The sequence below is a fragment of the Aeromonas bivalvium genome (assembly GCF_000819765.1).
Classification (GTDB): Bacteria; Pseudomonadota; Gammaproteobacteria; order Enterobacterales; family Aeromonadaceae; genus Aeromonas; species Aeromonas bivalvium.
The window spans coordinates 177570-201476 of record NZ_CDBT01000054.1 but is presented as its reverse complement, the minus strand read 5'-3'; the positions used below and the strand labels follow the sequence as shown (position 1 = coordinate 201476).

Sequence of the window (23907 nt, the reverse complement as noted above, 5' to 3'; positions counted from 1 at the left end):
CAGGGGACGACACCTCAGCAACCCCTGTGTTGGCGCTATTATGGGGACGCAGCCCCGGCTTTCAAGGGGAAAAGCCCATGTCGTGGGCAATGGTGCCTGCCAACCGGCCATTTTGCCGCGCTTCAGAGCCGATTGCGCCAACTGCCATGGAGGCAGACAAATCCCCGGCAAAGCGCGGTATACTCCCCCCAATACTCACCCAGACCCGATAAGCCATGGATTCTCCGTTCAAAACCGTCGCCCTGATTGGCAAACCCCATCACGAAGGGGCCAACCAGACTCTGACCGGCTTGCACCACTACCTGACCACCCGGGGTTTCCGGGTGCTGGTGGAGAGCCGGGTCGCCCATACCCTCGGCATCCTGGATGAAAACGTGATGGATCTGGTGCAGCTGGGCGAGCAGGCGGATCTCGCCATCGTGGTCGGCGGGGATGGCAACATGCTGGGGGCGGCCCGGGTGCTGTCACGGTTCGATGTGGCCGTGATAGGGGTGAACCGGGGCAACCTCGGCTTTCTCACCGATCTCTCGCCCCAGGATTACCTGATGCCCCTGGAGCAGGTGCTCTCCGGCCACTTCAAGAGCGAACACAGATTCTTGCTGGAGGCCGCCGTCTATCGCCATGGCGAGCGCAAGGCGAGCAATCTGGCGGTGAACGAGGCGGTGCTGCACCCGGGCAAGATAGCCCACATGATAGAGTTCGAGGTCTATATCGATGGCAGCTTCATGTATAGCCAGCGGGCCGACGGCATCATAGTGGCCACCCCCACCGGCTCCACCGCCTATTCCCTCTCGGCCGGTGGCGCCATTCTCACCCCCAAGCTCAACGCCATCACCCTGGTACCCATGTTTCCGCACACCCTGAGCAGCCGTCCCATCGTACTGGACGCCGACAGCGAGGTGCGGCTGCTGGTCTCCCCGGACAACCAGGACGATGCCATGCAGGTGAGCTGCGATGGTCAGGTCACCCTGGCGGTGCACCCGGGGGACGAGATCCTCATCAAGAAGAGCCAGCACAAGCTGCACCTGGTGCACCCGCTCGATTACAGCTACTTCCACGTGCTGCGCAACAAGCTCGGCTGGGGCAGCAAGCTGTTCTAGCCCAGATCCCGGACAAGAGGCCCTTCTGGTCAGCGGCAGGCGCTAACCGGAACAGGGAACAGGCTAAATCTCGCCCCCTTCGACCAGCCGCAGCGGCTCGGAGTCGGGCTGAAAATGGATGCCGTTTCGCCCCGCCGCCTTCACCCGGTACATGGCCTCGTCGGCCCGGGTCAGCAACTGCGCCAGCCCTGATCCCCCCCGGGCGCAGATCCCCCCCACGCTGACCGTCACCCCCTCGCACGGCGGACAGGCACCCTCGCGGGTGCCTGTCTCTATCTGGCGGCGGATCCGGTCGCAGATGGAGTGCGCCATCTCGCCGCTCACCCCCTCCATGATGATGGCGAACTCCTCGCCACCGATGCGCCCCACCAGATCGTCCTTGCGCACCTCTGCCACCAGCACCCTGGCCACATAGCGGATCACCTCGTCACCGCAGCCGTGACCGAATTTGTCATTGACGCGCTTGAAGTGGTCTATGTCCAGCACCACCACGCAGCGCATCTGCCCCGGCAGCGCCCGCTCCCCCAGCCTGAACAGGCCGCGCCGGTTGAGCACCCCGGTGAGGGGATCCCGCTCCGAAAGCGCCAACAGCGCCTGCTCCGTCTCCACATAGGCCACCAGGGGCAACAGCAATACCGATCCTATGGTCAGCACCATGTGCATGAAGAAGATGCCGTCCAGCAGCCAGTGCCCCTGCGCCTTGGCCAGCAGCAACACCCCCTGGCTCAGCAGGATCGCGAAATGAAGCAGGTAGATGACAGAAACCGTATAGAGCACCCGCTTCTGGTGCTGGCTGAGGGAGACGATGAGACAAGCGCACCAGAGGTAGAGCGCGGACTCCATCAGCGCCAACACCAGCCGCACGTCCACCAGGCTCGACAGCCCCAGATAGGAAAGCAGCAACAGGGCAACCCCTGCCCACAAGGGGCGGGGTCGCCATGGCAGACCATAGAGGGCATAAAAACCGGCCAGCAACAGCAATATGCTCATGAGGGAGACCAGACCACCAATCCGCATGCCCAGGGCCGGGTACCCGGCCAACACCCCCAGACTGAGCAGCAAGATGGAAAGGGAGAAGAGAAAGGCCGACAGGGACCAGAGCAGGAAATTGCGCCGACCGGGCTTGAGGGTGTGGATGAACAGCATGAGCAGCGCCGACATCAGATTGATTGCCAGGGAGATCAACAGCAGGGTCGGGGTGTGGATCATCTTGACGCATCCTTGGTGAGGGCAGAAGAGCCTGCCCCGGCTCAACCTGAGCCAGGCCTGTCTCGAGTGTGTCTCAGCCATCCCGACTCCACAAGGTTCCCCCTCGACAAGCCCCGCAGGAGGCGAGCGATCCCAAGCCAGGGCTCCTTCCTTTGCGCCCCTCTCCCGGTTCATCGCGCTCTTTGTCCGGAAAAATCTCTCTCGGCATACTTTACTGTATATAAGACCAGTATATACTGGATGCATACACAGTAATGTTGACCCATACAGGATGAGACCATGCTGACCCAGCTGACCGTCAACAACTTCGCCATCGTCAAGTTTCTCGAGCTCGATCTGCAACCCGGCATGACCTGCATCACGGGGGAGACGGGGGCGGGCAAGTCCATCGCCATCGACGCCCTCGGCCTGTGCCTCGGCGAGCGGGCCGAGGCGGCCATGGTGCGCCCAGGCAGCGACAAGACGGAGGTGAGCGCCCGCTTCCTGCTCGACGGCAATCCCCTGGCCCGCGCCTGGCTCGCCGGCAATGAACTCGAGAGCGAAGGGGAGTGCATAGTGCGGCGCGTAGTCTCGGCGGAAGGGCGATCCCGCAGCTATGTCAACGGTGTCCCCGTCCCCCTGACCCAGTTGCGCAACCTGGGGCAGCTGCTGGTCAACGTCCACGGCCAGCACGCCCACCAGCTGTTGCTCAAGCCCGACTACCAGCTCGCCCTGCTGGACGGCTACGCCGGCCATCATCTGCTGCTGGCGGACGTGCGCCAGCACTATCAGCAGTGGCGTCAGCTGCAAAACGAGCTCAACCGCCTCAAGGCCGAGCAGCAACAGCGGGAGGCCCGCCGCCAGCTCATCGAATACCAGGTGCAGGAGCTTGACGAATTTGCACTGCAACCGGGCGAGTTCGAAGCCATCGAAGAGGAGCACCAGCGCCTGGCCAACGGCACCGAGCTGATGCAGGAGTGCGGCTTCTGCCTCGACCTGCTCCATGACAACGAGGAGACCACCATCGCCGGCCTGCTCCAGGTGGCGGTGGACAGGGCGGAAGGGCTGGTCGCCATGGATGCCCGCCTCGCCCCCGTGCTGGAGATGCTGAACGAATCCCTGATAGGGGTGCAGGAGAGCCACAGCGAGCTGCGCAGCTACCTGGATCGGCTGGAGCTCGACCCCGAGCGTTTCAACGAGCTGGAGGCCCGCCTCTCCAAGGCGATCAACCTGGCCCGCAAGCACCATGTCAAACCCGCCGAACTGGCCCAGTTCCACCAGGATCTGGCCAGCGATCTCGCCCGCCTGCACTCAGATGAGGAGCGCCTCGAGGGGATGGAGAGCGAGCTGGCCCAGGCCCGCACCGCCTTCCTCCAGGCTGCCGAGGCCCTGAGCCAGAGCCGGCAACGCTACGGCGCCGAACTGGCCACCCAGGTCACCGCCAGCATGCAGGAGCTCTCCATGGCCGATGGCCGCTTCGCCATCGAGATCAAGCCGGATGCCAACGCCAGCCTCTCCCCCCTCGGCATCGATCGGGTGGAGTTCATGGTCACCACCAACCCGGGCCAGCCCATGCAGCCGCTGGGCAAGGTCGCCTCCGGCGGCGAGTTGTCTCGCATCAGCCTGGCCATAGTGGTGATCAGCGCCCGCAAGGTCGCCACCCCCACCCTGATCTTCGACGAGGTGGATGTGGGGATCAGCGGCCCCACCGCCGCCGTGGTGGGCCGCCTCTTGCGCCAGCTCGGCGAATCGACCCAGGTGATGGTGGTCACCCACCTGCCCCAGGTGGCGGGCAATGGCCACCAGCACCTGGTGGTGAGCAAGCACACGGACGGCAAGACAACCGAGACCCGCATGAGCGCGCTTGACGACAGGGCCCGTCTCAATGAACTCGCCCGCTTGCTCGGCGGCGACCAGATAACCGACAACACCCTGGCCAACGCCCGCGAACTGTTGCAAGCCTGAATCCGAAGCCAGGGGCTGGCGGTGAAACAAGCGGCCACCCTGCTGCGCAGCCCCGAGCGGGCGCGACGATAGAGGCAAACAGCCACTGTGCAGATCTGTCTCCATACGCCGCCGCAACCGGGTGTGAAGCAAAGAGCCGGACCAGCCGCCGCCGGCTGCCCTAGCCGACGGGATGGCAAGTCCGGGCCCTGGCGGCGGCAGGCGGCAAGCAGCAAGCAGCCATCCAAGGAGAGCACGCCCTCAGCCGCCACCCATGGTGCGCCAAGCGAGGCAGATAAACCGCCGTCCTGCATGCAGGCCAGTGCCCATACGCTTTCGCAACAGGGCGCGAGGCGGCTAGACCGCCAGAGCCCCTCAGGCCCCGGCTCCTCGGGCTCCAGCCCAATATACCTCGACGCCTCTCTCTGGCCCCTGTGTCCCCGGCCAGGCCCGGTATTCCCTGCCCTGGCACACAGACTCTCTGCCCCCTTAACCCCGCAATAATGAGTCCCCATCGCTTGCCTCGGCTGTTATGCTGATGCCCCTGCATCCCGTGCCCGACCCATCTCATCCGGAGGCCTTCATGATCCACGTATTCGGTCATCGCAACCCAGACAGCGACAGCATCTGCTGCGCCCTGGTGCTGGCGGACTGGCTCAATGGCCAGGGTCGCCCCGCCACCCCCTGGCGCCTGGGAGAGCTGCGCACCGAGACCCGCTTCATTCTCGCCCGTGCCGGCGTGGCGCCCCCCGATCTGCTGGCGCGGGAGGTCAGCGGGCTGGACGTCTGGCTGGTGGATTTCAGCGAGCTAGAGCAGGGGCCAGAGGGACTGGCCAGGGCCAACGTCATCGGCCTGGTGGATCACCACAGACTGGGCTCCCTGCGCACCGAGGCGCCGCTCGATGCCTGGATCCGCGCCGTGGGCAGCTCGGCCACCATAGTGCTGGATCTCATCGGCGAGCCGACCCCATCCCAGGCCCGCCTGCTGCTCGGCGCCATCCTGAGCGACACCCTCTGCCTGCGCTCCCCCACCACCACGGCCCAGGACGAGGCGGCCTGCCAGCGGCTCGCCCCCCTGGCCGGGCTCGCCCTGGCCGAATTTGGCCAGCAGTTGCTGGCGGCCAAGACGGATCTCGATGGGCTGGACGCCGCCCAGCTGCTGCGCCAGGACGAGAAGGGCTACCAGCTGGCGGGGCGCAACCTGGTGATGAGCCAGATAGAGGTGGCCAGCCTGGGGCAGATAACCCCCCTGCTGGCGGCCCTCGAAGCCGAGATGGCGCGCCGGGTTCGGGAGGAGAACCTGGATGCCTATGTACTGATGGTGACGGACCTTGGCGCGAGGGAGAGCCGGATCTCGGCCTGCTGCCACCCGGATCGCCCGGATCCTCGCCTGCCGTGCCAGCCCGTGACCCTGGCCGGCGTGGTGAGTCGCAAGAAGCAGGGGCTGCCCTGGCTCGGCGCCCAGCTGACCCGGGAGTGACCCGGGCGCCCCGGCCGAAGGGCCGCGAGCGGGCCGGGGCGACAAACTTTGTTACATCTTGGCGGCTGTCTTTTGGCCGCCATTTACTGCAGGATATTTCCTTTTGTCTCTTCCTCTTGTGTGGATGTCAGCAAAATCATGAAGATGCCCCTTACTCCCAGGCTGCGCTGGCTGCTCGCAGCCCTGCTGCTGGCCCTGACTGTCTGGCTGCTCTGGCCGGCCAAGGCCCCCTCCCCCCAGCTCAGTGCCCCCGTGACCCGTGAGGACATAGAAGATGCGGTGCTCGCCAGCGGCGTGCTGGAGGCGGTGGAGCAGGTCGATGTAGGCGCCCAGGTCTCGGGCCAGGTGACCCGCCTGCTGGTGGAGAATGGCCAAGGGGTCAAGCAGGGAGAACTGCTGGCCGAGATAGATCCCCTCATCGCCCAGAACGACCTCAAGACGGCCCAGGCCGAACTCGCCAGCAGCCAGGCCCAGCTCAAGATCAAGCTGGCCCAGCTCAAGCAGTTCGAACTCGCCTGGCGCCGCCAGCAGCAGATGTTCAGCCAGCAGGCAAGCTCGAGGGCCGATCTCGAGAGCGCCGAGGCCCAGCTCGCGGTGACCCGGGCCGAGGTGCAAAATGCCCAGGCCAACATCGACAGCGCCACCATCAAGGTCGAGCGTGCCCGCACCCAGCTCGGCTACACCAAGATCCTGGCCCCCATGGATGGCACCGTCATCGCCATCGTCACCCGTCAGGGTCAGACCCTGGCCGCCACCCAGACGGTGCCCACCCTGCTCAAGCTCGCGAACCTGGACACCATGACGGTCAAGGCCCAGATCTCCGAGGCCGATGTCAGCAAGGTCCATGCCGGCATGCCGGTCTATTTCACCCTGATAGGGGATCCCGACACCCGCTACCAGGCCAGGCTGCGCACCGTGGAGCTGGCCCCCACCAACATCAACGATCAGACCACCAGCACCAGCGGCACCAATGTTGCCGTCTACTACTATGCCCTGTTCGACGTGGCCAACCCCGACCATGCCCTGCGGGTCGCCATGACCACCCAGGTCACCATAGTGCGCGACCGGCGCCAGGGGGTCCTCACCATCCCCAGAACCGCCCTCGGCAAACGGCTGGGGCCGGGGGAATACCAGGTGCAACGGCTCACTGGGGACGTCCCCCAGACCCTCACCATCAAGACCGGGCTCCAGGACGAGATCAAGGTCGAGGTGCTGGCCGGGCTCGAGGAGGGTGACCGGGTGGTGATAGGCCAGGCACCGGCGGGCAATGGCGCCCCGGATGAGGCTGACGAGGACGAGCTGTCATGAACCAGGTCCCTATCGACGCCCCCCTCATCGAACTCGAGGGAGTCAGTCGCCGTTACCTGAGCGGGGAGCAGGAGGTGACTGTGCTGCATCCCCTGAACCTCTCCATCCAGGCCGGGGAGATGGTGGCCATCGTCGGCGCCTCGGGCTCGGGCAAGTCCACCCTGATGAACCTGCTGGGCTGCCTGGACAGGCCGAGCGAGGGTCACTACCGCTTTCGCGGCCAGGAGACGGCAAGCCTGGACGCCCTGGCCCTGGCCAGGCTGCGCTGCCATCACTTCGGCTTCATCTTTCAGCGCTATCACCTGCTGCCGCACCTGGATGCCGCCGCCAACGTGGAGATCCCCGCCGTCTATGCCGGCATGGCCAAGGCGGATCGCCATGCCCGCTCCCGGGCCCTGCTCACCCGGCTGGGCTTGAGTGATCGCAGCCACCACACCCCGGGTCAGCTCTCCGGCGGCCAGCAACAAAGGGTCAGCATCGCCCGGGCCCTGGCCAATGGCGGCGAAGTGATCCTGGCCGACGAGCCGACCGGCGCCCTCGACAGCCAGAGCGGCAAGGAGGTGATGGCCATCTTGAAGGAGCTCCATGGCCTGGGCCACACCATCATACTGGTGACCCACGACATGGCGGTGGCGGACCATGCCGACCGCATCATCACCCTCAAGGATGGCCGGGTGCAGAGCGACAGCGGCAGCCCCGCCTCTCTACCTCCGCCACCGACCCCTGCCGCCATCCCCAAGGGCAGCCAGGGGCTGGATCGCTACCGCGAGGCCGCGCGCATGGCGCTGCACGCCATGCTGGCCCATCGCATGCGCACCTTCCTCACCATGCTCGGCATCATCATCGGCATCGCCGCTGTGGTGAGCGTGGTGGCGCTGGGCCAGGGGGCCCGCGCCAAGGTGATAGGCGAGATCAATGCCATGGGGACCAACACCATCGACATCTTCCCCGGCAAGGACTGGGGCGACGAGAAGGCCGCCAGCATCCGCACCCTGAACGAGGGGGATCTGCGTGCCCTCCAGGGCCAACCCTATCTGGAGGGGGCCAGCCCCCAGCTCTCCACCTCGGCGCAGCTGCGCTATCGCAACCAGACCAAGAGCGGCACCGTGAACGGGGTGAGCAGCGACTTCTTCCGGGTCAAGGGGATGACCCTGGTCGGCGGTCGCCTGTTCAGCGAGCGGGACAGCCTGGATCGGGCCTCCCTGGCCGTGGTCGACGCCGACAGCATCAAGGGGCTGCTCGGCGACGAGGATCCCATCGGCAAGGTGCTGCTCATCGGCACCCTGCCGGTGCGGATCATCGGCCTCATCAAGGAGGAGACCGGCTTTCGCCAGCCGAGCCAGTCGGTGAGCGTCTGGCTGCCCTACCGCGCCGTGATGAGCCGCCTCATCTCCCAGAGCCACTTCAACCAGATAACCCTGAGGGTGCGCGATGGCGTCCAGCCGGCCCTGGCGGAGCGAGAGGTCATTGCCCTGCTGCGCCAGCGCCACGGCAGCAAGGATTTCTTCACCTTCAGCAGCGACAAGATATTGCAGTCGGTGGAGAAGACCACCGCCACCCTGACCCTGCTGGTCTCCGCCATCGCGGTGATCTCCCTCATCGTCGGCGGCGTCGGGGTCATGAACATCATGCTGGTCTCGGTGGTGGAGCGCACCCGGGAGATAGGGATCCGCATCGCGGTCGGCGCCCGCCAGTCCGACATCTTGCAGCAGTTTCTGATCGAAGCCGTGATGGTGAGCCTGCTGGGGGGCTTACTCGGGGTCGGGCTCGCCCTCCTCATCGGCCTGCTGTTCTCCTCCCTGGTCGATGCGATGCAGATGCAGTTCTCCCTCTTCTCCATCCTGATGGCGTTTGCCTGCTCCACCCTGATCGGCATCCTGTTTGGTTACCTGCCCGCCCGCAACGCCGCCCGCCTCGACCCCGTGGTCGCCCTGGCCAGGGAGTGATGATGAGACTCGCAATGGTGAACATGAAAAGACTCAGACTGCCCTGGTTCGGCCTCGCTCTGCTCCTCGGGGCCTGCGCCCAGCCAAGCCCCTATCACAGGGAGGATTATGCCCTGCCCGCCCAGTGGCAACAGCAAGATGCCCTGGCCGCGGCCCCGTCGTCCGGTCCATGGTGGCGAGGCTTTCACGACCCGGCCCTCGACGCCCTGGTCGAGGCGGTGCTCGCCGCCAACACGGATCTCCACGTGGCGGGACTCAGGCTCAGGGGAGCACGCCTCGCCGCCGATCAGGCCGACACCAACCTGACCCCAGGGGTCAATGCCAGCCTGGATGCCAACGGCAACAAGAACCTCAAGAGCGGCGTCAGCAGCCACAGCATGGGCCCCACCCTGACAGTCAGCTATGAGCTGGACTTGTGGGGCAAGCTGGCGGCGGTGCGGGATCAGGCAAGCTGGGAGGCAGCCGCCAGCGCCGAGGATCTCGCCGCCACCCGCCAGAGCCTGATCCGCCAGGCCCTGCAGCAATACTGGCAACTCGGTTATCTCAATAGCGCCATCACCCTGGGGGAGCGCCAGCTCGCCAATCTCAGCGATACCCTGCGCCTGACCCGCGTCAAGTATGAGGCGGGCGCCGTGCCACGCCTGGATCTGGTGCAGGCCAGCGCACAGCTCGCCGGCAAGCAGGCGGCCCAGGCCAGCCTGCGCAGCCAGAGGGTCGCGGCCAGCAATGCCCTGCTGCAGCTGCTCGGTCGCAAGCGCGGGCCGGTGCCGTTCGAGCCAAATGGCCTGCCCCTGACCCCGATCCCGGCCATCGCCGTCGGCATCCCGGCCGATCTGCTGGCCCGACGCCCGGACGTGAAGGCCGCCGAGCTGCGCCTGCGCAAGACCCTCGCCAGGGGGGATGAGGTGCGCACCAGCTTCTACCCGGCCCTGACCCTGACCGGCAGCGCCAGCACCGCCTCGGACAGGCTGGCCCAGGTGCTGGAAAATCCGGTGGGCAGCCTGGGGGCCGCCCTGACCCTCCCCTTCCTCGAGTACAACAACAACCGGATCGCCGTCGCCAGCAGCGAGAACGACTACCAGATAGCCCAGGCCGAGTTTCGCCAGCGACTGTTCGATGCCCTGTTCGAGGTGGAGAACGCCCTGGCCGCCCGCCGCTATGGCGAGGCCCAGCTGACCCGTCTCACCCAGCAGCAAGGCTACGCCATCGAGGCGGATCGCCTGGCCCGGGTGCGCTACGAGGCGGGCAACAGCCCGGTACAGGAGTGGCTGGACGAGCAGAATCGCCGCTGGGATGCCGAGCTGGCCCTGCTCGCCCAGCAGCAGAGCCAGCTCAACACCATGGCGGATCTCTACCTGGCCCTGGGGGGGCGCGATGACCCCGCCAGGGACGCCCCCGCTCAGGCGCAGGCGGCCACCCCCTGACCGTGGCGGCTCGGCCCCCGGGGATCAGCCTCTGTGCCTCAGCGCCTCGAGCAGCAGCGAAAACGCGGGGGATGCCTGCAATCGGCTGGTGTAGTAGAGGTGGTAACCGGGATGCACCATGTTGTATCCGGCCAGCACCTCCTCCAGCCTTCCCGCCTGCAGATGGGGTTCGGCCATGCTCTGGGGGACATAGGCCAGCCCGTAGCCAGCCAGGGCGGCGTCCAGCACATTGCCTATGCTGTTGAACACCAGTGGCCCCTCCCCCCTGATCTTGAGCTCCCGCCCGCTCTCCATGAAGCTCCACGAGAAGAAGCCGCCATGGGTGGGCAGCCGCAGATTGATGCACTGGTGATGATTGGCCAGCTCCTGGGGTCGCTTGGGATGGCCCCTGAGTTGCAGGTAGTGAGGTGCCCCCACCACCATCATCTTGATGTCACCGCTGATGGGGATGGCAATCATGTCCCTGGCGATGAGCCCGCCCCGCCGGACACCGGCGTCGTAACGCTCCGCGACTATGTCTACCCGGCCATAGTCCGTGGTCAGCTCAATCCGGATATCCGGATATTGATGCAGGAAGCCTTTGATCTTTGGCCAGAGCACCGCATTGATGGCGTACTCGTCCGCCGTGATGCGTATGGTCCCTGCCGGCTTGTCTCGCAACGCGGCGATCTGGGCCAGGCCGGCATCGAGCTGCTCCAGGGCCGGCCCCACCAGAGCCATCAGGCGTTCACCGGTTTCGGTGGGGGTGACGCTGCGGGTGGTGCGGGATAGCAACTTGAGCCCCAACCGCTGTTCCAGGTTTTTCACCGTTTGACTGATCGCCGACTGGGAGGTATTCAGCTTGCCTGCGGCCCGGGTGAAACTCTGCTCCCGTGCGACCGCCATGAAGGCGGCCAGTTCATTGAGGTTTTCTTTCATGATTGATAAGAAATGAAGATAGAAGACTTCTGATTATATCCATCAACCGATTCATCACCGCACTCTGAAGCGCGGCGCAATGGCCCGGGCCAGTCCCCAACAACCTCTCCATATCCGAACCAGCTCCCCTGCCCCCGTTTGCCTGACGCCAAAGCACGGGATATCTGCACTATCGCGCGCCTCACCAGCGAGGACCATGCCATCATTGATAAGAAATCAGTATTAAAGCATTCAGATTATCCTGGCTAATCAGATCACCCTCGGGGGGATATGCTCCCTTCACTGCCAATCGATGACGCTTTGTCCACCCGAGGAAAAACTGATGCATGCAGTCCGCTTTGCCAATCCCCCGCTCGTCATGGCCGGTCATCTCCATATGCCAGCCAGCCTTCAGCCCGGTGTCCGCTACCCGGCCATCGTCTGCGTCCACCCCTCTGGCGGCGTCAAGGAGCAGACGGCCGGGCTTTACGCCGCCAGGCTGGCCGAGGCCGGTTTCATTGCCCTGGCCTTCGATGCCAGCTACCAGGGTGAAAGCGGCGGTGAGCCAAGGCAACTTGAAAATCCCTATGCCCGCGTCGAAGACATCAGCGCGGCCGTCGATTACCTCACGACGCTGGAATGGGTCGACAGCGGCCGCATCGGGGTCATGGGCATCTGCGCCGGTGGGGGCTATGCCGCCCACGCCGCCATGATGGATACCCGCATCCAGGCCATAGGCACTGTCAGCGCAGTGAACTACGGCCAGATGTACCGACAGGGCTGGGAAAACAGCGCCAAGCCACAGGAGTGCCTGGCGCTGCGCGACCTGGCGATGGCGGCCCGCACCGCAGAGGCCAATGGTGAAGCGATCCAGTATCTGCCCACCACGCCCGAGCGCCCCGAGGATGCCCCGCACTCCGATCTCGCCGAAGCGTTCGACTACTACCGCACCGACCGTGCCCGACACGGCAATGCGCCCAGCAAGCTGCCCACCCGCAGCCTGGCACAACTGGTGACCTACGATGCCTTCAGCAAGGTGGAGCTGTTCCTCACCCAGCCACTGCTGGTCATCGCCGGCAGCGACGCAGGCACCCGCTGGATGAGTGAAGCGCTGCACCAAAGGGCCGCCAGCCAGGAGAAGGAGCTGCTGATTGTCGAGGGCGGTACCCACATCGGCATGTACGACCTGCCGCACCTGGTCGAGGCGGCCATGGACAGACTGGCGCCTTTCTACAAAACACACCTGTAACCCCATATCCCTGAGAGGAGAACCCCATGACGACGATGCAATCTGTTACGTTCAAGAACCGCACCTGGGATCTGGCCGCCACCCTGCGCCTGCCCGAGGACTTCGATGCCGGCAAGCAGTATGCGGCCATCATCTGCGCCCACCCCATCAGCAGTTGCAAGGAGCAAACCGCTGGCGCCATCTATGGGGAAGCACTCAGCAAGGCGGGTTTCATTACCCTGGCGTTTGATGCTTCCACCCAGGGTGCCAGCGGCGGCGAGCCGCGCTTTAGCGAAGACCCAGCCACCCGCGTCGAAGACTTTCGCTGCGCGGTGGACTACCTGGTTACCCTGCCCTACGTCGATGAGGAGAGGATCGGCGTACTGGGGGTGTGCGGCGGCGGCGCCTATGCGGCCAATGTCGCCATGACAGAGAAACGCATCAAGGCCGTGGGCACTGTGGTTGCCACCAACTACGGCCGCATGATGCGTGACGGCGACACTTCGCCCGATGCCGCCCTCAAGACCCTGGCGCTCATCGGCAAGCAGCGCACCGCTGAGGCGCGCGGCGCCGACCCCCTGATAGTGGGTTACATCCCCTTCGCCAACCGGGGGGAGTGCGAGCAGGCAGGCATCAAGGACGTGGACATGCTGCAAGCCATCGACTACTACCTGACGCCGCGCGGCCAGCAGCCAGGCTCCCCCAACAAGCTGCGCCTCACCAGTGCGGGTGCGGCCCTGGGCTGGGATGCCTTCCACCTGGCCGAAGTGCTGCTGACCCAGCCCCTGCACGTGGTCTTTGGCGCCGTGCCTGGTGCCTTCGGCTCTTATGCCGATGGCCAGGAGCTGTATCGCCGCGCCCGCTCGGCGCACAAGACGATGCAGATGGTGCCCGGGGCCAGCCATTACGATCTGTACGACCAGCCCGAGGCCACCGGTCAGGCCCTGGCGCAACTGGTGCCCTTCTTCCAGCAGCATCTGGGCGCGTGATCGGGTGACCGCCCGAGTCCTGTTCTGGACCATGTAGACAGGCGTGCTGATCTTGAGCCGTCATATCCTGTTGCCCCCATCGTTTGGGGGCGACAGACCTCGCCCGGGCGTTCGACGGGCGCTTTCACAATCCGCGCCCTGCTGGCCCGGGCGGCATGTCACGAGGCGATTCAATCAACGGCAGGAGATGAACGAATGGCCGTCCAGACCAGACAGCGGCTGGCTCCTCAGACGGGTCTGCGCATCAGGTTGCCATTTAGCACTTGATGCTGTTGGCGCTTAGTGATAGTTAAATAATCAGAAAAATCAATCATGTCGGACACATGACCACGCCAGCGACCTCGATGCCGAGCGGCAGGGGAGCACCATCCCGGACACAGGCAAACAGCCAGATCCGGGGTGATACAGGATCAAGGAGCGATCAGTGAGGGAGAGGCGTTATCAGGGCGGGTTGCCGCGAAGGGTCATGACATGCTTGTTATCCGCCCTCTGGGGGGGGATCTGGTGCATCGCCACCCTGGCCCATGCCGCAGCGGAGCCGACCAGCCCAGGTCAGCTCCCCCGGCTGGCCGCCAAGGCCGAGGGTTATGCCGCCGAGGCGAGCTGCCTCGGTTGTCACGACAGCCAGGTGGCCCAGTGGAAGGGGTCAGACCATGCCTGGGCCATGCGCCACGCCACCCCTGACAATGTGCTTGGGGATTTCAACGACGCCCATTTCGACGAGGCTGGCGTCAAGGCCCGCTTCTTTCGCAAGGGAGAGGACTATTTCGTCAATCTCGAGGGGGAAGACGGCAAGCCGGTTGACGTCAAGATCCTCTACACCTTCGGCCATGATCCGCTGCAGCAATACCTGGTCGCCCTCTCCCGCGGCCGCCTGCAAGCCCTGACCCTGGCCTGGGACAGCCGCCCGAAGGCGCAAGGCGGACAACGTTGGTTCTCCCTCTATCCTGGCCAGCGCTTTGCCACCAGCGATCCCCTGCACTGGACCGGGCGTTACCAGAACTGGAACGCCATGTGCGCGGATTGCCACTCCACCGCCCTCGACAAGGGTTACGACGACAAGAGCGACAGCTTCACCACCACCTGGCACGAGCAGACCGTCGGCTGCCAGGCCTGTCACGGCCCCGGCCAGAACCACCTGACCTGGGCCAGCCAGCATAAAGAAGGGAGTGGCGCCAAGGCAGCGGACGGCCACTACGGCCTGGCCGTCAACCTCAAGGCCCTCGGCAGTCAGAGGCAGGTGGAGCAGTGCGCCTTCTGCCACAGCCGGCGACAAGGGCTGGGGACGGGTCAGCAGCCGGGTCACCCGCAGCTGGATCAGAGCCTGCCCACCACATTGCGGGCCTCCCTCTATCATGCGGATGGTCAGATAGATGGCGAAGTTTACGAGTTTGACTCCTTCGTGCAGAGCAAGATGTCCGCCGCCGGGGTGGGCTGCACCGATTGCCACAACCCCCACACCACCAAGATCAAGCTGGAGGGCAACGGCCTCTGCCTCCAGTGCCACAATCCCCAGCCCCCGACGAGCCGCTTCCCGAACCTGCAAGCCAGGGAGTATGACAGCAAGGCCCACCATCACCATGAACCGGGCAGCGCCGGGGCGCAGTGCGTCAACTGCCACATGCCGACCAAGACCTACATGGTGGTCGACCCGCGCCGTGACCACAGCCTGCGCATCCCCCGCCCCGATCTGGCGGCCAAGAGCGGCAGCCCGGATGCCTGCACCGCCTGTCATCAGGACAAGGAGCCCGCCTGGGCGGCTAAGGCCATCGACGGTTGGTATGGCAAGCCCAAACGGCCCCCCCACTACGGGGAGAGCTTCCATGCCGTGCAAAGCGGCCAGGGCTCCCCCCTTGCCCTGCTTCCCCCCTTGCTTGCAGATCAGAGCAAGCCCGCCATAGTGCGCGCCACCGCGGCCGAGCAGTTGGCCGACCTCGGCTTGCCAGCCATCCCTGAGCTGCGTCTCGCCCTCAAGGACGAGAGTGCACTGGTTCGGGCCTATGCCGTCTCGGGATTTGCCAATACGCCACCCATGGCGCGACTCGACGATCTCCTGCCCTTGCTGCGGGACCCGACCCTGGCGGTGCGGGACGAGACCATCCGGGCCCTGGCCGACATTGCGCCGGCGCGCCTGCCCACCGAGGATCGCGCCCTGTTCCAGCGCCTGCTTGCCGACTATGAGCAGCGCCTGCGTGGCAATGCGGATCTGCCGGGCGGGCGCCTCAATCTGGCGGTGCTGCTCTCGCGCCAGGGGCGCCAGCAGGAAGCGATGGACGAGTATCGCCAGGCCCTTAGGATGGATCCCTACTTCGTGCCGGCCCGGGTCAACCTGGTGACCCTCGCCAGCGCGGCCCAGCAGCTGGATGAGGCGGAAACCCTGCTGCGCGAGGGCGTCGCGCTGGACAAGATGCCGGTCGCCGATCATGGCAATCTCGCCTACATGCTGGCGCTGCTGCTGGTGGAGCGGGGCAAGACCGAAGAGGCTGTCGACTGGCTGGACAAGGCCGCCGCCGAACTGCCGGGCAACGTGCGGATCCGCTACAACCAGGGTCTGCTGCTCTCCCAGCTGAACCGGCGCGAGGAGGCACTGGCCGCCCTGCGGGCAGGGCTGGCGCAGGCGCCGGACGATCCCGATCTGCTCTACACCCTGATCTACCTGCATGCCATTGCCGGTGAACAGGAGGAGGCTTTCGGATACGTCAAACGGATGCGCAAGGCAGCCCCGCAGGATCCGCGGCTGCTGGCCATCGAACCCTATTGGACCAAGTGATCCTCGGGATGGGGGGGCATTCGTACCCCATACTGCGCCCGCCTGGCGGCTAGAAATGACGCAGGCAAGGGGTCGGCGTCACAAATGGGTAATTGAGAAACGGTAATGTTCTCACTACGATAGCGCTGACATGCTGTGTTATGGTTGTTCAGTTGTTAACAGAAATCTTGTTAGTCTGGATCTGACGGATCATCGCGCCCCCCATGGGGATGCCGTCGATGAGCGAACTTCACTCTGCCAAGGAATGCAATGGTGACGACACGCGAACAGATTGCCCAGCTGGAGGCCAATGTCGCCGAGCTGGTATTCGGCCAGGCCGCTACCATACGCCACGTGTTGCTGGGGCTCCTGGCCAATGGCCATGTGTTGCTGGAGAGCCTGCCCGGGCTCGCCAAGACCCGCACCGTCAAGGCACTGGCGACCCACCTAGATGCGCAGATGAGCCGCATTCAGTTCACCCCGGATCTCTTGCCCTCAGACATCACCGGGGGCGAAATCCTCCAGCAGACTCCCAGCGGCAACCAGATCACCTTCAAGCAGGGCCCCCTGTTTGGCAACGTCATCCTGGCCGACGAGATCAACCGCGCCCCCGCCAAGGTGCAGGCCGCCCTGCTCGAAGCCATGGAGGAGCGCCAGATCACGGTGGCGGGGCATAGCTACCCCATGCCTTCTCTGTTCATGGTGCTGGCCACCCAGAACCCCATAGAGCAGGAGGGTACCTATCCGTTGCCGGAGGCCCAGATGGACCGCTTCCTGATGAAGCTGCAACTGGACTACCCCAAGGTGGAGGACGAGATCCGCATCCTGCGCCTGATCCGGGGCGAGGATCGGCAGCAGGCGGGGGAACATCCCCAACCGAGCCACCTGCCCCAGGAGGTCATCTTCGCGGCGAGGCGCGAGGTGGCAGCCATCCATGTCTCCGAGGCCATCGACACCTACCTGATGGCCCTCATCAATGCCACTCGCCACCCGGCCGAGGTGGATGCCGATCTCGCCCGCTGGATCGCCATCGGCGCCAGCCCGCGGGGCGGGATCAGCCTGGACAGGGTCGCCCGGGCGCAAGCCTGGCTGTCAGGGCGCGACTTCGTCTCGCCCGATGACGTTCGCGCCGTGGTACACCCCGTGCTGCGCCACCGGCTGCAGCTCTCCTACGATGCCATCGCCGACGGGGTCAACGGGGATGATGTCATCGACCGGCTGCTCGACAAAGTGGCCATTGTGGCCTAGGGAGCACCATGACAGCAGAGACGGACCTGCGCTCGCCAGATGGCTTCGTATATGCCTCCCTTCCCCAGCTAATGGCGCTGGAGCACCACAGCCGCGGGCTCAGCTTCCTCTCCCGCCAGCCCCTGTCGAGCATTCTCTCGGGCGCCCATGCCTCCCGCCTGCGGGGGCGCGGTCTGAGCTTCGACGAGCTGCGCAACTACACCCCGGGGGATGACCTTCGTCACCTGGACGCACGCGCCACCCTGCGTTACGGCAAACCCTTCGTGCGCACCTTTACCGAGGAGCGCGACCGCCCGACCCTGCTGCTGGTGGATCAGCGGATGAGCATGTATTTCGGCTCCCGTCACTGCTTCAAGTCGGTGGCGGCGGCACAGCTGGCCTCCCTCTGCGCCTGGATGGCGTTTCATGCCGGCGACAGGGTCGGCGGCCTGGTCTTTGGCGATGAGACCCTGGAGCATATCCGCCCCCAGCGCAGCCGCGCCCGCATCGAAGCCCTGTGCGCCGCCGTGATCCGTGCCAATCACGCCCTCCATGCCGCCCTGCCGGAGACCGGCCAGCCGGACAGGCTAGACACGGTATTGCGCCACTGCCTCGCCAGTGCCGGCCACGACCACCTCATCTGCATCATCAGCGACTTCGCCGGTGCCGGCGATCAGACCTTGCAGCTGCTGCGCCAGCTCAGCGCCCACAACGACGTGATCGCCATGCAGGTCTATGACCCCATCGCCCTGCAATTCCCCGACAAGGGCAGGATCACCATCACCCAGGGCTCGGTGCAACGGGAGCTGCAGGTGGACAAGCGCCAGGTGCATGGGCCGCTCGGCGACTTCCTCTCCGGTCGCCTGCGGGACGTGGCCGAGCTGCTGCGTCGCAGTCGGGTGCCCCTGATGATGTTCAGCACGGGGGAGGATGCGCTGGGGCAATTGCGCCTGGAGCTCGGCCGCCTGACCGGGAGCGCGCGATGACGGCCCAGATCCCCAGCATCAGTCAACTCAAGGAGCTGGCCATCCCCACGCCCCCTGTCAGCTATCTGCCCCAGACCTGGGGCTGGCTGCTGTTGCTGCTGCTCGTCCTCTCCCTGCTCCTGCTCTGGGGAGGGCGCCGCTGGTGGCAATGGCGACGCGATCGCTACCGCCGGGAGGCGCAGGCAAGGCTAGATGAGCTGCGTCTTTCCCTCGCCGACCCCCAATCCCGCCTGGCGGCCCTGCGGGCACTGCCCGGCCTGCTCAAACGGGTGGCGATCTCCATGCCTGGCGGCGAGGGCGCCCGGCCGCTCGGTGGCGACGCCTGGATGGCATTTCTGGCCCACAGCGCCCCCTTCCCCCTGCCCGCCCATTTTGCCGAGGATCTGTTCACCCTGGCCTATGCCCCGTCCAGCCGGGTGCTGGACATCCCCCACGGCCGCATCGATGAGATCTTCCAGCTCAGCCGACGCTGGATAGGAGAGCATCATGTGGCAGTTTGACGCCCCCTGGGCACTGCTTCTGCTGCCCCTGCCCTGGCTGGCCTACCGCTATCTGCCCCCCTATCGCGCCGCCCGCAGTGCCCTGCGCGTGCCCTTCTTCGCCGCCATGGATCAGGCCCTGGGCCGGTCTCCCCGCACCCTGGGCGGGGGGCGTTGGCAACTGGGCCTCAACCTGCTGGTCTGGGCGCTGCTGGTGACGGCCTGCGCCCGCCCCGTGCTGATCGAGCCCCCCATTCGCCATGACAGCCCCACCCGCGACATCATGCTGGCCATCGACATCTCCCAGTCCATGGAGACCCGGGATTACACCACCCCGGATGGTCGCCAGAGCGATCGCCTGAGCGCGGTAAAGGGGGCGGTGCAGGACTTCATCCAGCGCCGCAAGGAGGATCGCCTCGGCCTCATCGTCTTTGGCACCGGCGCCTACCCCCAGGCGCCGCTGACCCTGGATCACGCCAGCCTGCAACTGCTGCTCGATGAGGTCGGCATCGGCATGGCGGGCCCCAATACGGCGCTCGGGGACGCCATTGGTCTGGCCATCAAGCTGCTGGAGAAGACCCGGGAGAGAGAGAAGGTGCTTATCCTGCTGACGGACGGCAATGACACCGGCAGCGCCATCACCCCGGCCCACGCCGCCCAGCTGGCTCGCGACCGGGGGATCAGGGTGCACACCATAGGCATAGGCGATCCGGCGGCCAGCGGCGATGCCAGGGTCGACTTGCAGGTGCTGATGGAGATCGCCAATACCACGGGCGGGCGTTTCTTCAGGGCAGACGATCGCCAGGCACTGCACGCTGTCTATGCCGCCCTGGACGAGCTGACCCCCCATCAGGTGAAGACCTTCAGCCACCAGCCCAAGCGCGACCTGTTCTGGTGGCCGCTGGGGACCGGCCTGCTGCTGTTGCTGGTGTGTCACCTCCTGGCCGCCCTGCTCGGCAGGCGCACGCCCCCCTCAGGTATCGAGGAGCAGTCATGACCTTGGATCTCGCAGCCTTCCATTTCCTGCGCCCCCTCTGGCTGCTGCTGATGGTGCCGGGGATACTGCTGCCGCTGCTCTGGCTGCGTCGCCACGACATCCAGCGGCAGCTGCGTGGCATCATAGCCCCCCATCTGGTGGCGTCCCTGGTCATCACCCCGGCCAGGGAGCGCACCCTGCACCCCATACACCTGCTGGCCAGCCTGCTGGTGCTGGGGGGGCTGGCCGCCGCCGGACCCACCTGGCAGCAAGATATCCCCGCCTTCCTCGACGACCGGGCCCCGCTCATCCTCGCCGTGGATCTCTCCTCCTCCATGGATGCCGATGACGTACCGCCGACCCGGCTCGCCGCCATCCGCCACAAGCTGCACGACCTGGTCCAGCGCCGGGCCGGTGCCCGCACAGCCCTCATCGCCTATGCCGGCAGCGCGCACCTGGTGTTGCCCGCGACCGAGGATCCCGCCCTGCTGGACACCTTCGTCCAGGCGCTGGCCACCGATCTGATGCCCAGGGCCGGCAAGGACGTGCTGGGGGTGATCGATGTGGCCCAGCGCTTGCTAGCCGCCGAGCACTCCCCCGGCACCCTGGTCCTGCTGACCGACGGCGCCGATCCCAGCCAGTTTGATGCCATCGGCAAGCGCCTCGCGGGCAGCCAGCTTCAGGTGCTGATCCTGGCGGTGGGCAGTCAGGATGGCACCCTGATCCGCGATGCCAAGGGCCAGCCCCTCACAGGTCCTGACGGCCGCCCCCTGGTGAGCCGCTTCGATGAGGCCGCCCTCAAGGGGCTGGCCAGCGCCGCCAATGCCCCCCTGGGCAGCCTGACCCTGAACGCTGACGATCTCGACTGGATTGGGCTGCACGCCCAGCAGCATTTTCAGGCGGCCCAGGGGGATGACCAGCAGATCCACTGGCAGGATGCCGGTTACTGGCTGTGCTGGCCCCTGGCACTGATCGCCCTGTGCTGCGTGCGCCGGAGCTGGCAGGTGCACTGGCTGGGGAGCCTGTTGCTGATGCTGCTCCTGGGCACTACGTCCGCACCGACGCACGCCAACGCCCTGGCCGATGCATTCCTCACCCCAGATCAACAGGGCCGCTGGGCCTTCGAGCAGGGCCACTATCCCGAGGCGGCGGCGCATTTCAAGGATCCCTACTGGAAAGGGCTCTCGGCCTACCTGGCCGCCGACTTCGATCTCGCCCAGGCCAGCCTGGCCCGGCTGGACACGGCCAATGCCTACTTCTACCTCGGCAACACCTATGTGAAGCTGTTCAAGTTCCCGGAGGCGATCCTCGCCTATCAGCAGGCCCTGAAGCAGCAACCCGACTTCCCCGAGGCCAAGGCCAATCTGGCGTTGGCCCGGGCGCTCCAGCAGGATCACCAGGATCAGCAGGAGGCAGGCACGCCGGATGAGAAGGCCGACCAGACCCTGGAGGACCAGACCCTTTCCAAGGGAGGCAAGGCGCAACAGCAGCAGACCCCCCAGGCCAGCTCGGATCAGCTCTGGCTCGACAACCTCAACACCTCGCCGGCCCAGTTCCTCAGGCGCAAGTTCCTGCTGCAGGATGCGGCCAGCACGCGCACGCCGGAGCCTGCCCCATGAGAGCCCTGCTGATCATCCTGCTGCTCGGCCTCGGCGCCCTTGCCCAGGCAGCCGAGCCCGAGGCCCGCATTCAGAGCAGGCTGGTGCCCGCCGACGGCGTGAGCGTGGGCGGCACCCTCAAGCTTGAAGTGGATCTGCTGGTGGACACCTGGTTTACCGCCGCCCCCGTGCTGGCCCCCCTCCAGCTGCCGGGGGCCGTGGTTGCCCCCCCCAGCAGCGAGGCCAGCCATCTGACCGAGCAGATCGATGGCAAGACCTTCTTTGGCATGAGGTTCACCTACCGCATCACCCCTCAGCTTGCCCAGACATTCGAGATCCCCCCCCTGCAGTTCCAGGTTCAGCCCGGGCAGGGCACGGGGCCGGTCAGCCTCAGCAGCACGCCCCTGAGCTTCCAGGCCAGGGCCCTGCCTCATGGGGGCAAGACACCCCAGCTGGTCGCCAACGAGGTGCGCTTCACCCAGCAGATCCAGCGCTCTCACACCCCGCTGCGGGTGGGTGACAGCGTGCAGCGTCAGCTGCGCATCGAAGCGGAGGGGGCCCAGGCCATGTTGCTGCCGGTGCCGCACTTCGCGGCGGTGAAGGGGCTCAGGCGCTATGTGCAGACCCCCAGTGTGATGGCCATGGGCGACGGCCGCGGGACCACCACGGGGGGCGTGCGCGAGGACAAGGCCACCTATGTGATAGAGCAGAGCGGCCACTTCACCCTGCCCCCCATCCGGCTCACCTGGTGGGATGCAGGCAGCGGCCAGTCCCGGGAGCTGACGGTCCCCGAGGTCGCCCTGAGCGCGGCGACGGGCACCTATCAGGCCCCCTTCTCCATCAGCGAGGATCTGCACGCCCTGGGACAACAGGCCCGCATCACCCTGGCCGGCAAGGGAGTGTTGCTCGCTGGCCTGGGTCTGATGGCGGTCGCCCTCCTCTGGCTGGGGCGGCCCCGGCTGCAAGCCTTGTGGCACCGCCTCCAGACATGGCGAACACATCGCCGGCTCGCCTGGCTTGACTCCCCCGACTACGCACTGCGCCTCGCACGCACCCAGTTGCGGCAGCAACCCGCCGAGCTGGGCGGACTCTATCTCTGGGTGAGGCGACGTAGCGGATTGCTGGCCATTGCCCCCTTGCTGCAAACCGGCCCGACGAGTCGCCTCCACCCTGTGCTAGCCTTCTTCAGACTCAACTACGGCCTTGACAACAAACCCTCGGGAGAGGACGCCACCGCCGCCCTCGCCGAGAAGATAGTGCCGGCCCTCGAAGGGGCCATGATGGAAACAACCGAACGCCGATCCCGGCCCCATGCCTTGCAACCCCTGAATCCTGGGCTGGATGAACCGGATCATCGTCGTCATACAAGGAGGTCATAAAGCGTCATCCCCCCATGCTGTCGTTCATGCGCTGGTGTGCCTTGCTGCTGCTCGTACTGCCCTTGCTGGCACGGGCAGCCGATCCGCTCCCCTCCTGGCAGGATGGCCCCTCGCGCCAGGCCATCGAGGCCTTCGTCACCGCGGTGACGACGGAAGGAGGCAAGGACTATGTGGCCCCCGCTGAGCGGATCGCCGTGTTCGACAATGACGGCACCCTATGGAGCGAGCAGCCCGCCTATTTCCAGGTGCTGTTTGCCCTGTCCGAGCTCAAGCGGATGGCGCCTGAGCACCCGGAATGGAAACAACAGCAGCCCTTCAAGGCCGCCCTGGAGGGGGATCAGCAGACCCTGGCCAAGAGCGGCATGGCGGGCCTGCTCCAGATAGTGCTCGCCACCCACAGCGGCATGAGCTCGGCCCGGTTCATCCAGAATGCCCGGCATTGGCTCGACACCGCCCGCCACCCCACCACGGGGCGCCGTTTCACCGAGATGGTGTTCCAGCCCATGCTGGAGCTGCTCGATTACCTGCGGGCCAACGGCTTCAAGACCTACATAGTGTCAGGGGGCGAGGTGGTCTTCATGCGCGCCTTCGCCGAGGAGGTGTACGGCATCCCCCCCGAGCAGGTGATAGGCACCACCCTCGGCAGCCGCTTCGAAGATAAGGCGGGGCGCCTCAGCATCCAGCGTCTGCCCAAGCTGGTGCACAACGACGATGGGGTCGGCAAGCCGGAGAGCATAGACCGCATCATAGGTCGCCGCCCCCTCTTCGCCTTTGGCAACTCGGATGGCGACCTGCAGATGCTGCAATGGACCATGGCGGGGCCAGGCAAGCGCTTCGCCGGTCTGGTGCATCACACCGATGCCAAACGGGAATGGGCCTATGACAGGAACAGCAAGGTTGGACGCCTGGACAAGGCGTTGAGTGCAGCGAACAGGGGTAACTGGACCGTCGTGGACATGGCCAGAGAGTGGCGCCGTGTCTACCCGTTCGAGTCGCTCAGGTAGCGTAA

The 23907-nt window shown here is 65.9% G+C and carries 18 protein-coding genes; 16 read left to right on the top strand and 2 right to left on the bottom strand.

The genetic code is table 11. The annotated features are described in order from the left end of the window. The first annotated feature begins 215 nt into the window (after window positions 1–215). Window positions 216–1100 (top strand): NAD(+) kinase, encoded by an 885-nt coding sequence (gene nadK, locus BN1119_RS15715; protein WP_042000056.1) that lies wholly within the window; start codon window positions 216–218, stop codon window positions 1098–1100. A gap of 63 nt (window positions 1101–1163) precedes the next feature. Here nadK and BN1119_RS15710 read toward each other — a convergent pair whose 3' ends face one another. Next, window positions 1164–2309, bottom strand: coding sequence for a GGDEF domain-containing protein (locus BN1119_RS15710; protein ID WP_042000053.1), 1146 nt, complete (start codon window positions 2307–2309; stop codon window positions 1164–1166). Between the two features lie 279 nt (window positions 2310–2588). Here BN1119_RS15710 and recN point away from each other — a divergent pair, with 279 nt between their 5' ends. The 5 genes from recN to BN1119_RS15685 all read left to right on the top strand — a co-directional run bounded on the left by recN (window position 2589) and on the right by BN1119_RS15685 (window position 10390). Next, window positions 2589–4253 carry a DNA repair protein RecN gene (gene recN / locus BN1119_RS15705; RefSeq protein ID WP_042000049.1) on the top strand — a complete coding sequence of 555 codons (1665 nt, stop codon included), beginning with the start codon at window positions 2589–2591 and terminating at the stop codon, window positions 4251–4253. A gap of 562 nt (window positions 4254–4815) precedes the next feature. Then, on the top strand, window positions 4816–5712 hold the full coding sequence (locus tag BN1119_RS15700) for a DHHA2 domain-containing protein (RefSeq protein ID WP_042000128.1): 897 nt from the start codon (window positions 4816–4818) through the stop codon (window positions 5710–5712). Between the two features lie 144 nt (window positions 5713–5856). Next, a complete protein-coding gene (locus BN1119_RS15695) occupies window positions 5857–7020 on the top strand; it encodes an efflux RND transporter periplasmic adaptor subunit (RefSeq protein WP_042000125.1) in 1164 nt (387 codons plus the stop codon). 11 nt (window positions 7021–7031) lie between these two features. Next, a complete protein-coding gene (locus BN1119_RS15690) occupies window positions 7032–8966 on the top strand; it encodes a MacB family efflux pump subunit (RefSeq protein WP_157438676.1) in 1935 nt (644 codons plus the stop codon). Window positions 8967–8989: 23 nt separating this feature from the next. Next, window positions 8990–10390 carry an efflux transporter outer membrane subunit gene (locus BN1119_RS15685; RefSeq protein ID WP_409337751.1) on the top strand — a complete coding sequence of 467 codons (1401 nt, stop codon included), beginning with the start codon at window positions 8990–8992 and terminating at the stop codon, window positions 10388–10390. Between the two features lie 24 nt (window positions 10391–10414). Here BN1119_RS15685 and BN1119_RS15680 read toward each other — a convergent pair whose 3' ends face one another. Then, a complete protein-coding gene (locus BN1119_RS15680; RefSeq protein ID WP_042000043.1) occupies window positions 10415–11308 on the bottom strand; it encodes a LysR family transcriptional regulator in 894 nt (297 codons plus the stop codon). A gap of 322 nt (window positions 11309–11630) precedes the next feature. Here BN1119_RS15680 and BN1119_RS15675 point away from each other — a divergent pair, with 322 nt between their 5' ends. From BN1119_RS15675 to BN1119_RS15630, 10 genes are all read left to right on the top strand, one after another. Then, complete coding sequence (locus tag BN1119_RS15675; RefSeq protein WP_052448077.1) at window positions 11631–12536, top strand: alpha/beta hydrolase; 906 nt, start codon at window positions 11631–11633, stop codon at window positions 12534–12536. Between the two features lie 26 nt (window positions 12537–12562). Further along, window positions 12563–13504, top strand: a complete 942-nt coding sequence (locus BN1119_RS15670) for an alpha/beta hydrolase (protein ID WP_209434928.1) — start codon at window positions 12563–12565, stop codon at window positions 13502–13504. A 466-nt stretch (window positions 13505–13970) separates the two neighbouring features. After that, entirely contained in the window at window positions 13971–16274 is a 2304-nt protein-coding gene (locus BN1119_RS15665; protein WP_084205506.1) for a tetratricopeptide repeat protein, read from the top strand. A 249-nt stretch (window positions 16275–16523) separates the two neighbouring features. Further along, window positions 16524–17501, top strand: coding sequence for an AAA family ATPase (locus tag BN1119_RS15660; RefSeq protein ID WP_042000037.1), 978 nt, complete (start codon window positions 16524–16526; stop codon window positions 17499–17501). 8 nt (window positions 17502–17509) lie between these two features. Next, the gene (locus BN1119_RS15655) at window positions 17510–18466 is read left to right on the top strand and encodes a DUF58 domain-containing protein (protein WP_042000034.1); all 957 of its coding nucleotides are present in this window, start codon (window positions 17510–17512) and stop codon (window positions 18464–18466) included. Beyond that, window positions 18463–18966 carry a DUF4381 domain-containing protein gene (locus BN1119_RS15650; protein WP_042000031.1) on the top strand — a complete coding sequence of 168 codons (504 nt, stop codon included), beginning with the start codon at window positions 18463–18465 and terminating at the stop codon, window positions 18964–18966. Before BN1119_RS15655 ends, BN1119_RS15650 begins: the two co-directional genes overlap by 4 nt. After that, on the top strand, window positions 18953–19942 hold the full coding sequence (locus BN1119_RS15645) for a vWA domain-containing protein (RefSeq protein WP_042000029.1): 990 nt from the start codon (window positions 18953–18955) through the stop codon (window positions 19940–19942). Before BN1119_RS15650 ends, BN1119_RS15645 begins: the two co-directional genes overlap by 14 nt. Further along, a complete protein-coding gene (locus BN1119_RS15640; protein ID WP_042000026.1) occupies window positions 19939–21540 on the top strand; it encodes a VWA domain-containing protein in 1602 nt (533 codons plus the stop codon). The genes BN1119_RS15645 and BN1119_RS15640 overlap by 4 nt, the downstream gene beginning before the upstream one ends. Next, window positions 21537–22898 (top strand): BatD family protein, encoded by a 1362-nt coding sequence (locus BN1119_RS15635; protein ID WP_042000023.1) that lies wholly within the window; start codon window positions 21537–21539, stop codon window positions 22896–22898. The genes BN1119_RS15640 and BN1119_RS15635 overlap by 4 nt, the downstream gene beginning before the upstream one ends. Before the next feature lie 14 nt (window positions 22899–22912). Further along, window positions 22913–23902, top strand: a complete 990-nt coding sequence (locus tag BN1119_RS15630) for an HAD family hydrolase (RefSeq protein ID WP_042000020.1) — start codon at window positions 22913–22915, stop codon at window positions 23900–23902. Window positions 23903–23907: the final 5 nt, after the last annotated feature.

Excerpts from the sequence above, each read along its gene's own strand:
- BN1119_RS15640 (WP_042000026.1), top strand. The coding sequence starts at position 19,939 with ATGACCTTGGATCTCGCAGCCTTCCATTTCCTGCGCCCCCTCTGGCTG.
- BN1119_RS15670 (WP_209434928.1), top strand. The coding sequence starts at position 12,563 with ATGACGACGATGCAATCTGTTACGTTCAAGAACCGCACCTGGGATCTG.
- BN1119_RS15630 (WP_042000020.1), top strand. The coding sequence starts at position 22,913 with ATGCTGTCGTTCATGCGCTGGTGTGCCTTGCTGCTGCTCGTACTGCCC.
- BN1119_RS15645 (WP_042000029.1), top strand. The coding sequence starts at position 18,953 with ATGTGGCAGTTTGACGCCCCCTGGGCACTGCTTCTGCTGCCCCTGCCC.
- BN1119_RS15660 (WP_042000037.1), top strand. The coding sequence starts at position 16,524 with ATGGTGACGACACGCGAACAGATTGCCCAGCTGGAGGCCAATGTCGCC.
- nadK (WP_042000056.1), top strand. The coding sequence starts at position 216 with ATGGATTCTCCGTTCAAAACCGTCGCCCTGATTGGCAAACCCCATCAC.
- BN1119_RS15675 (WP_052448077.1), top strand. The coding sequence starts at position 11,631 with ATGCATGCAGTCCGCTTTGCCAATCCCCCGCTCGTCATGGCCGGTCAT.
- BN1119_RS15685 (WP_409337751.1), top strand. The coding sequence starts at position 8,990 with ATGAAAAGACTCAGACTGCCCTGGTTCGGCCTCGCTCTGCTCCTCGGG.
- BN1119_RS15635 (WP_042000023.1), top strand. The coding sequence starts at position 21,537 with ATGAGAGCCCTGCTGATCATCCTGCTGCTCGGCCTCGGCGCCCTTGCC.
- BN1119_RS15655 (WP_042000034.1), top strand. The coding sequence starts at position 17,510 with ATGACAGCAGAGACGGACCTGCGCTCGCCAGATGGCTTCGTATATGCC.
- recN (WP_042000049.1), top strand. The coding sequence starts at position 2,589 with ATGCTGACCCAGCTGACCGTCAACAACTTCGCCATCGTCAAGTTTCTC.
- BN1119_RS15665 (WP_084205506.1), top strand. The coding sequence starts at position 13,971 with ATGACATGCTTGTTATCCGCCCTCTGGGGGGGGATCTGGTGCATCGCC.
- BN1119_RS15695 (WP_042000125.1), top strand. The coding sequence starts at position 5,857 with ATGCCCCTTACTCCCAGGCTGCGCTGGCTGCTCGCAGCCCTGCTGCTG.
- BN1119_RS15650 (WP_042000031.1), top strand. The coding sequence starts at position 18,463 with ATGACGGCCCAGATCCCCAGCATCAGTCAACTCAAGGAGCTGGCCATC.
- BN1119_RS15710 (WP_042000053.1), bottom strand. The coding sequence starts at position 2,309 with ATGATCCACACCCCGACCCTGCTGTTGATCTCCCTGGCAATCAATCTG.
- BN1119_RS15680 (WP_042000043.1), bottom strand. The coding sequence starts at position 11,308 with ATGAAAGAAAACCTCAATGAACTGGCCGCCTTCATGGCGGTCGCACGG.
- BN1119_RS15700 (WP_042000128.1), top strand. The coding sequence starts at position 4,816 with ATGATCCACGTATTCGGTCATCGCAACCCAGACAGCGACAGCATCTGC.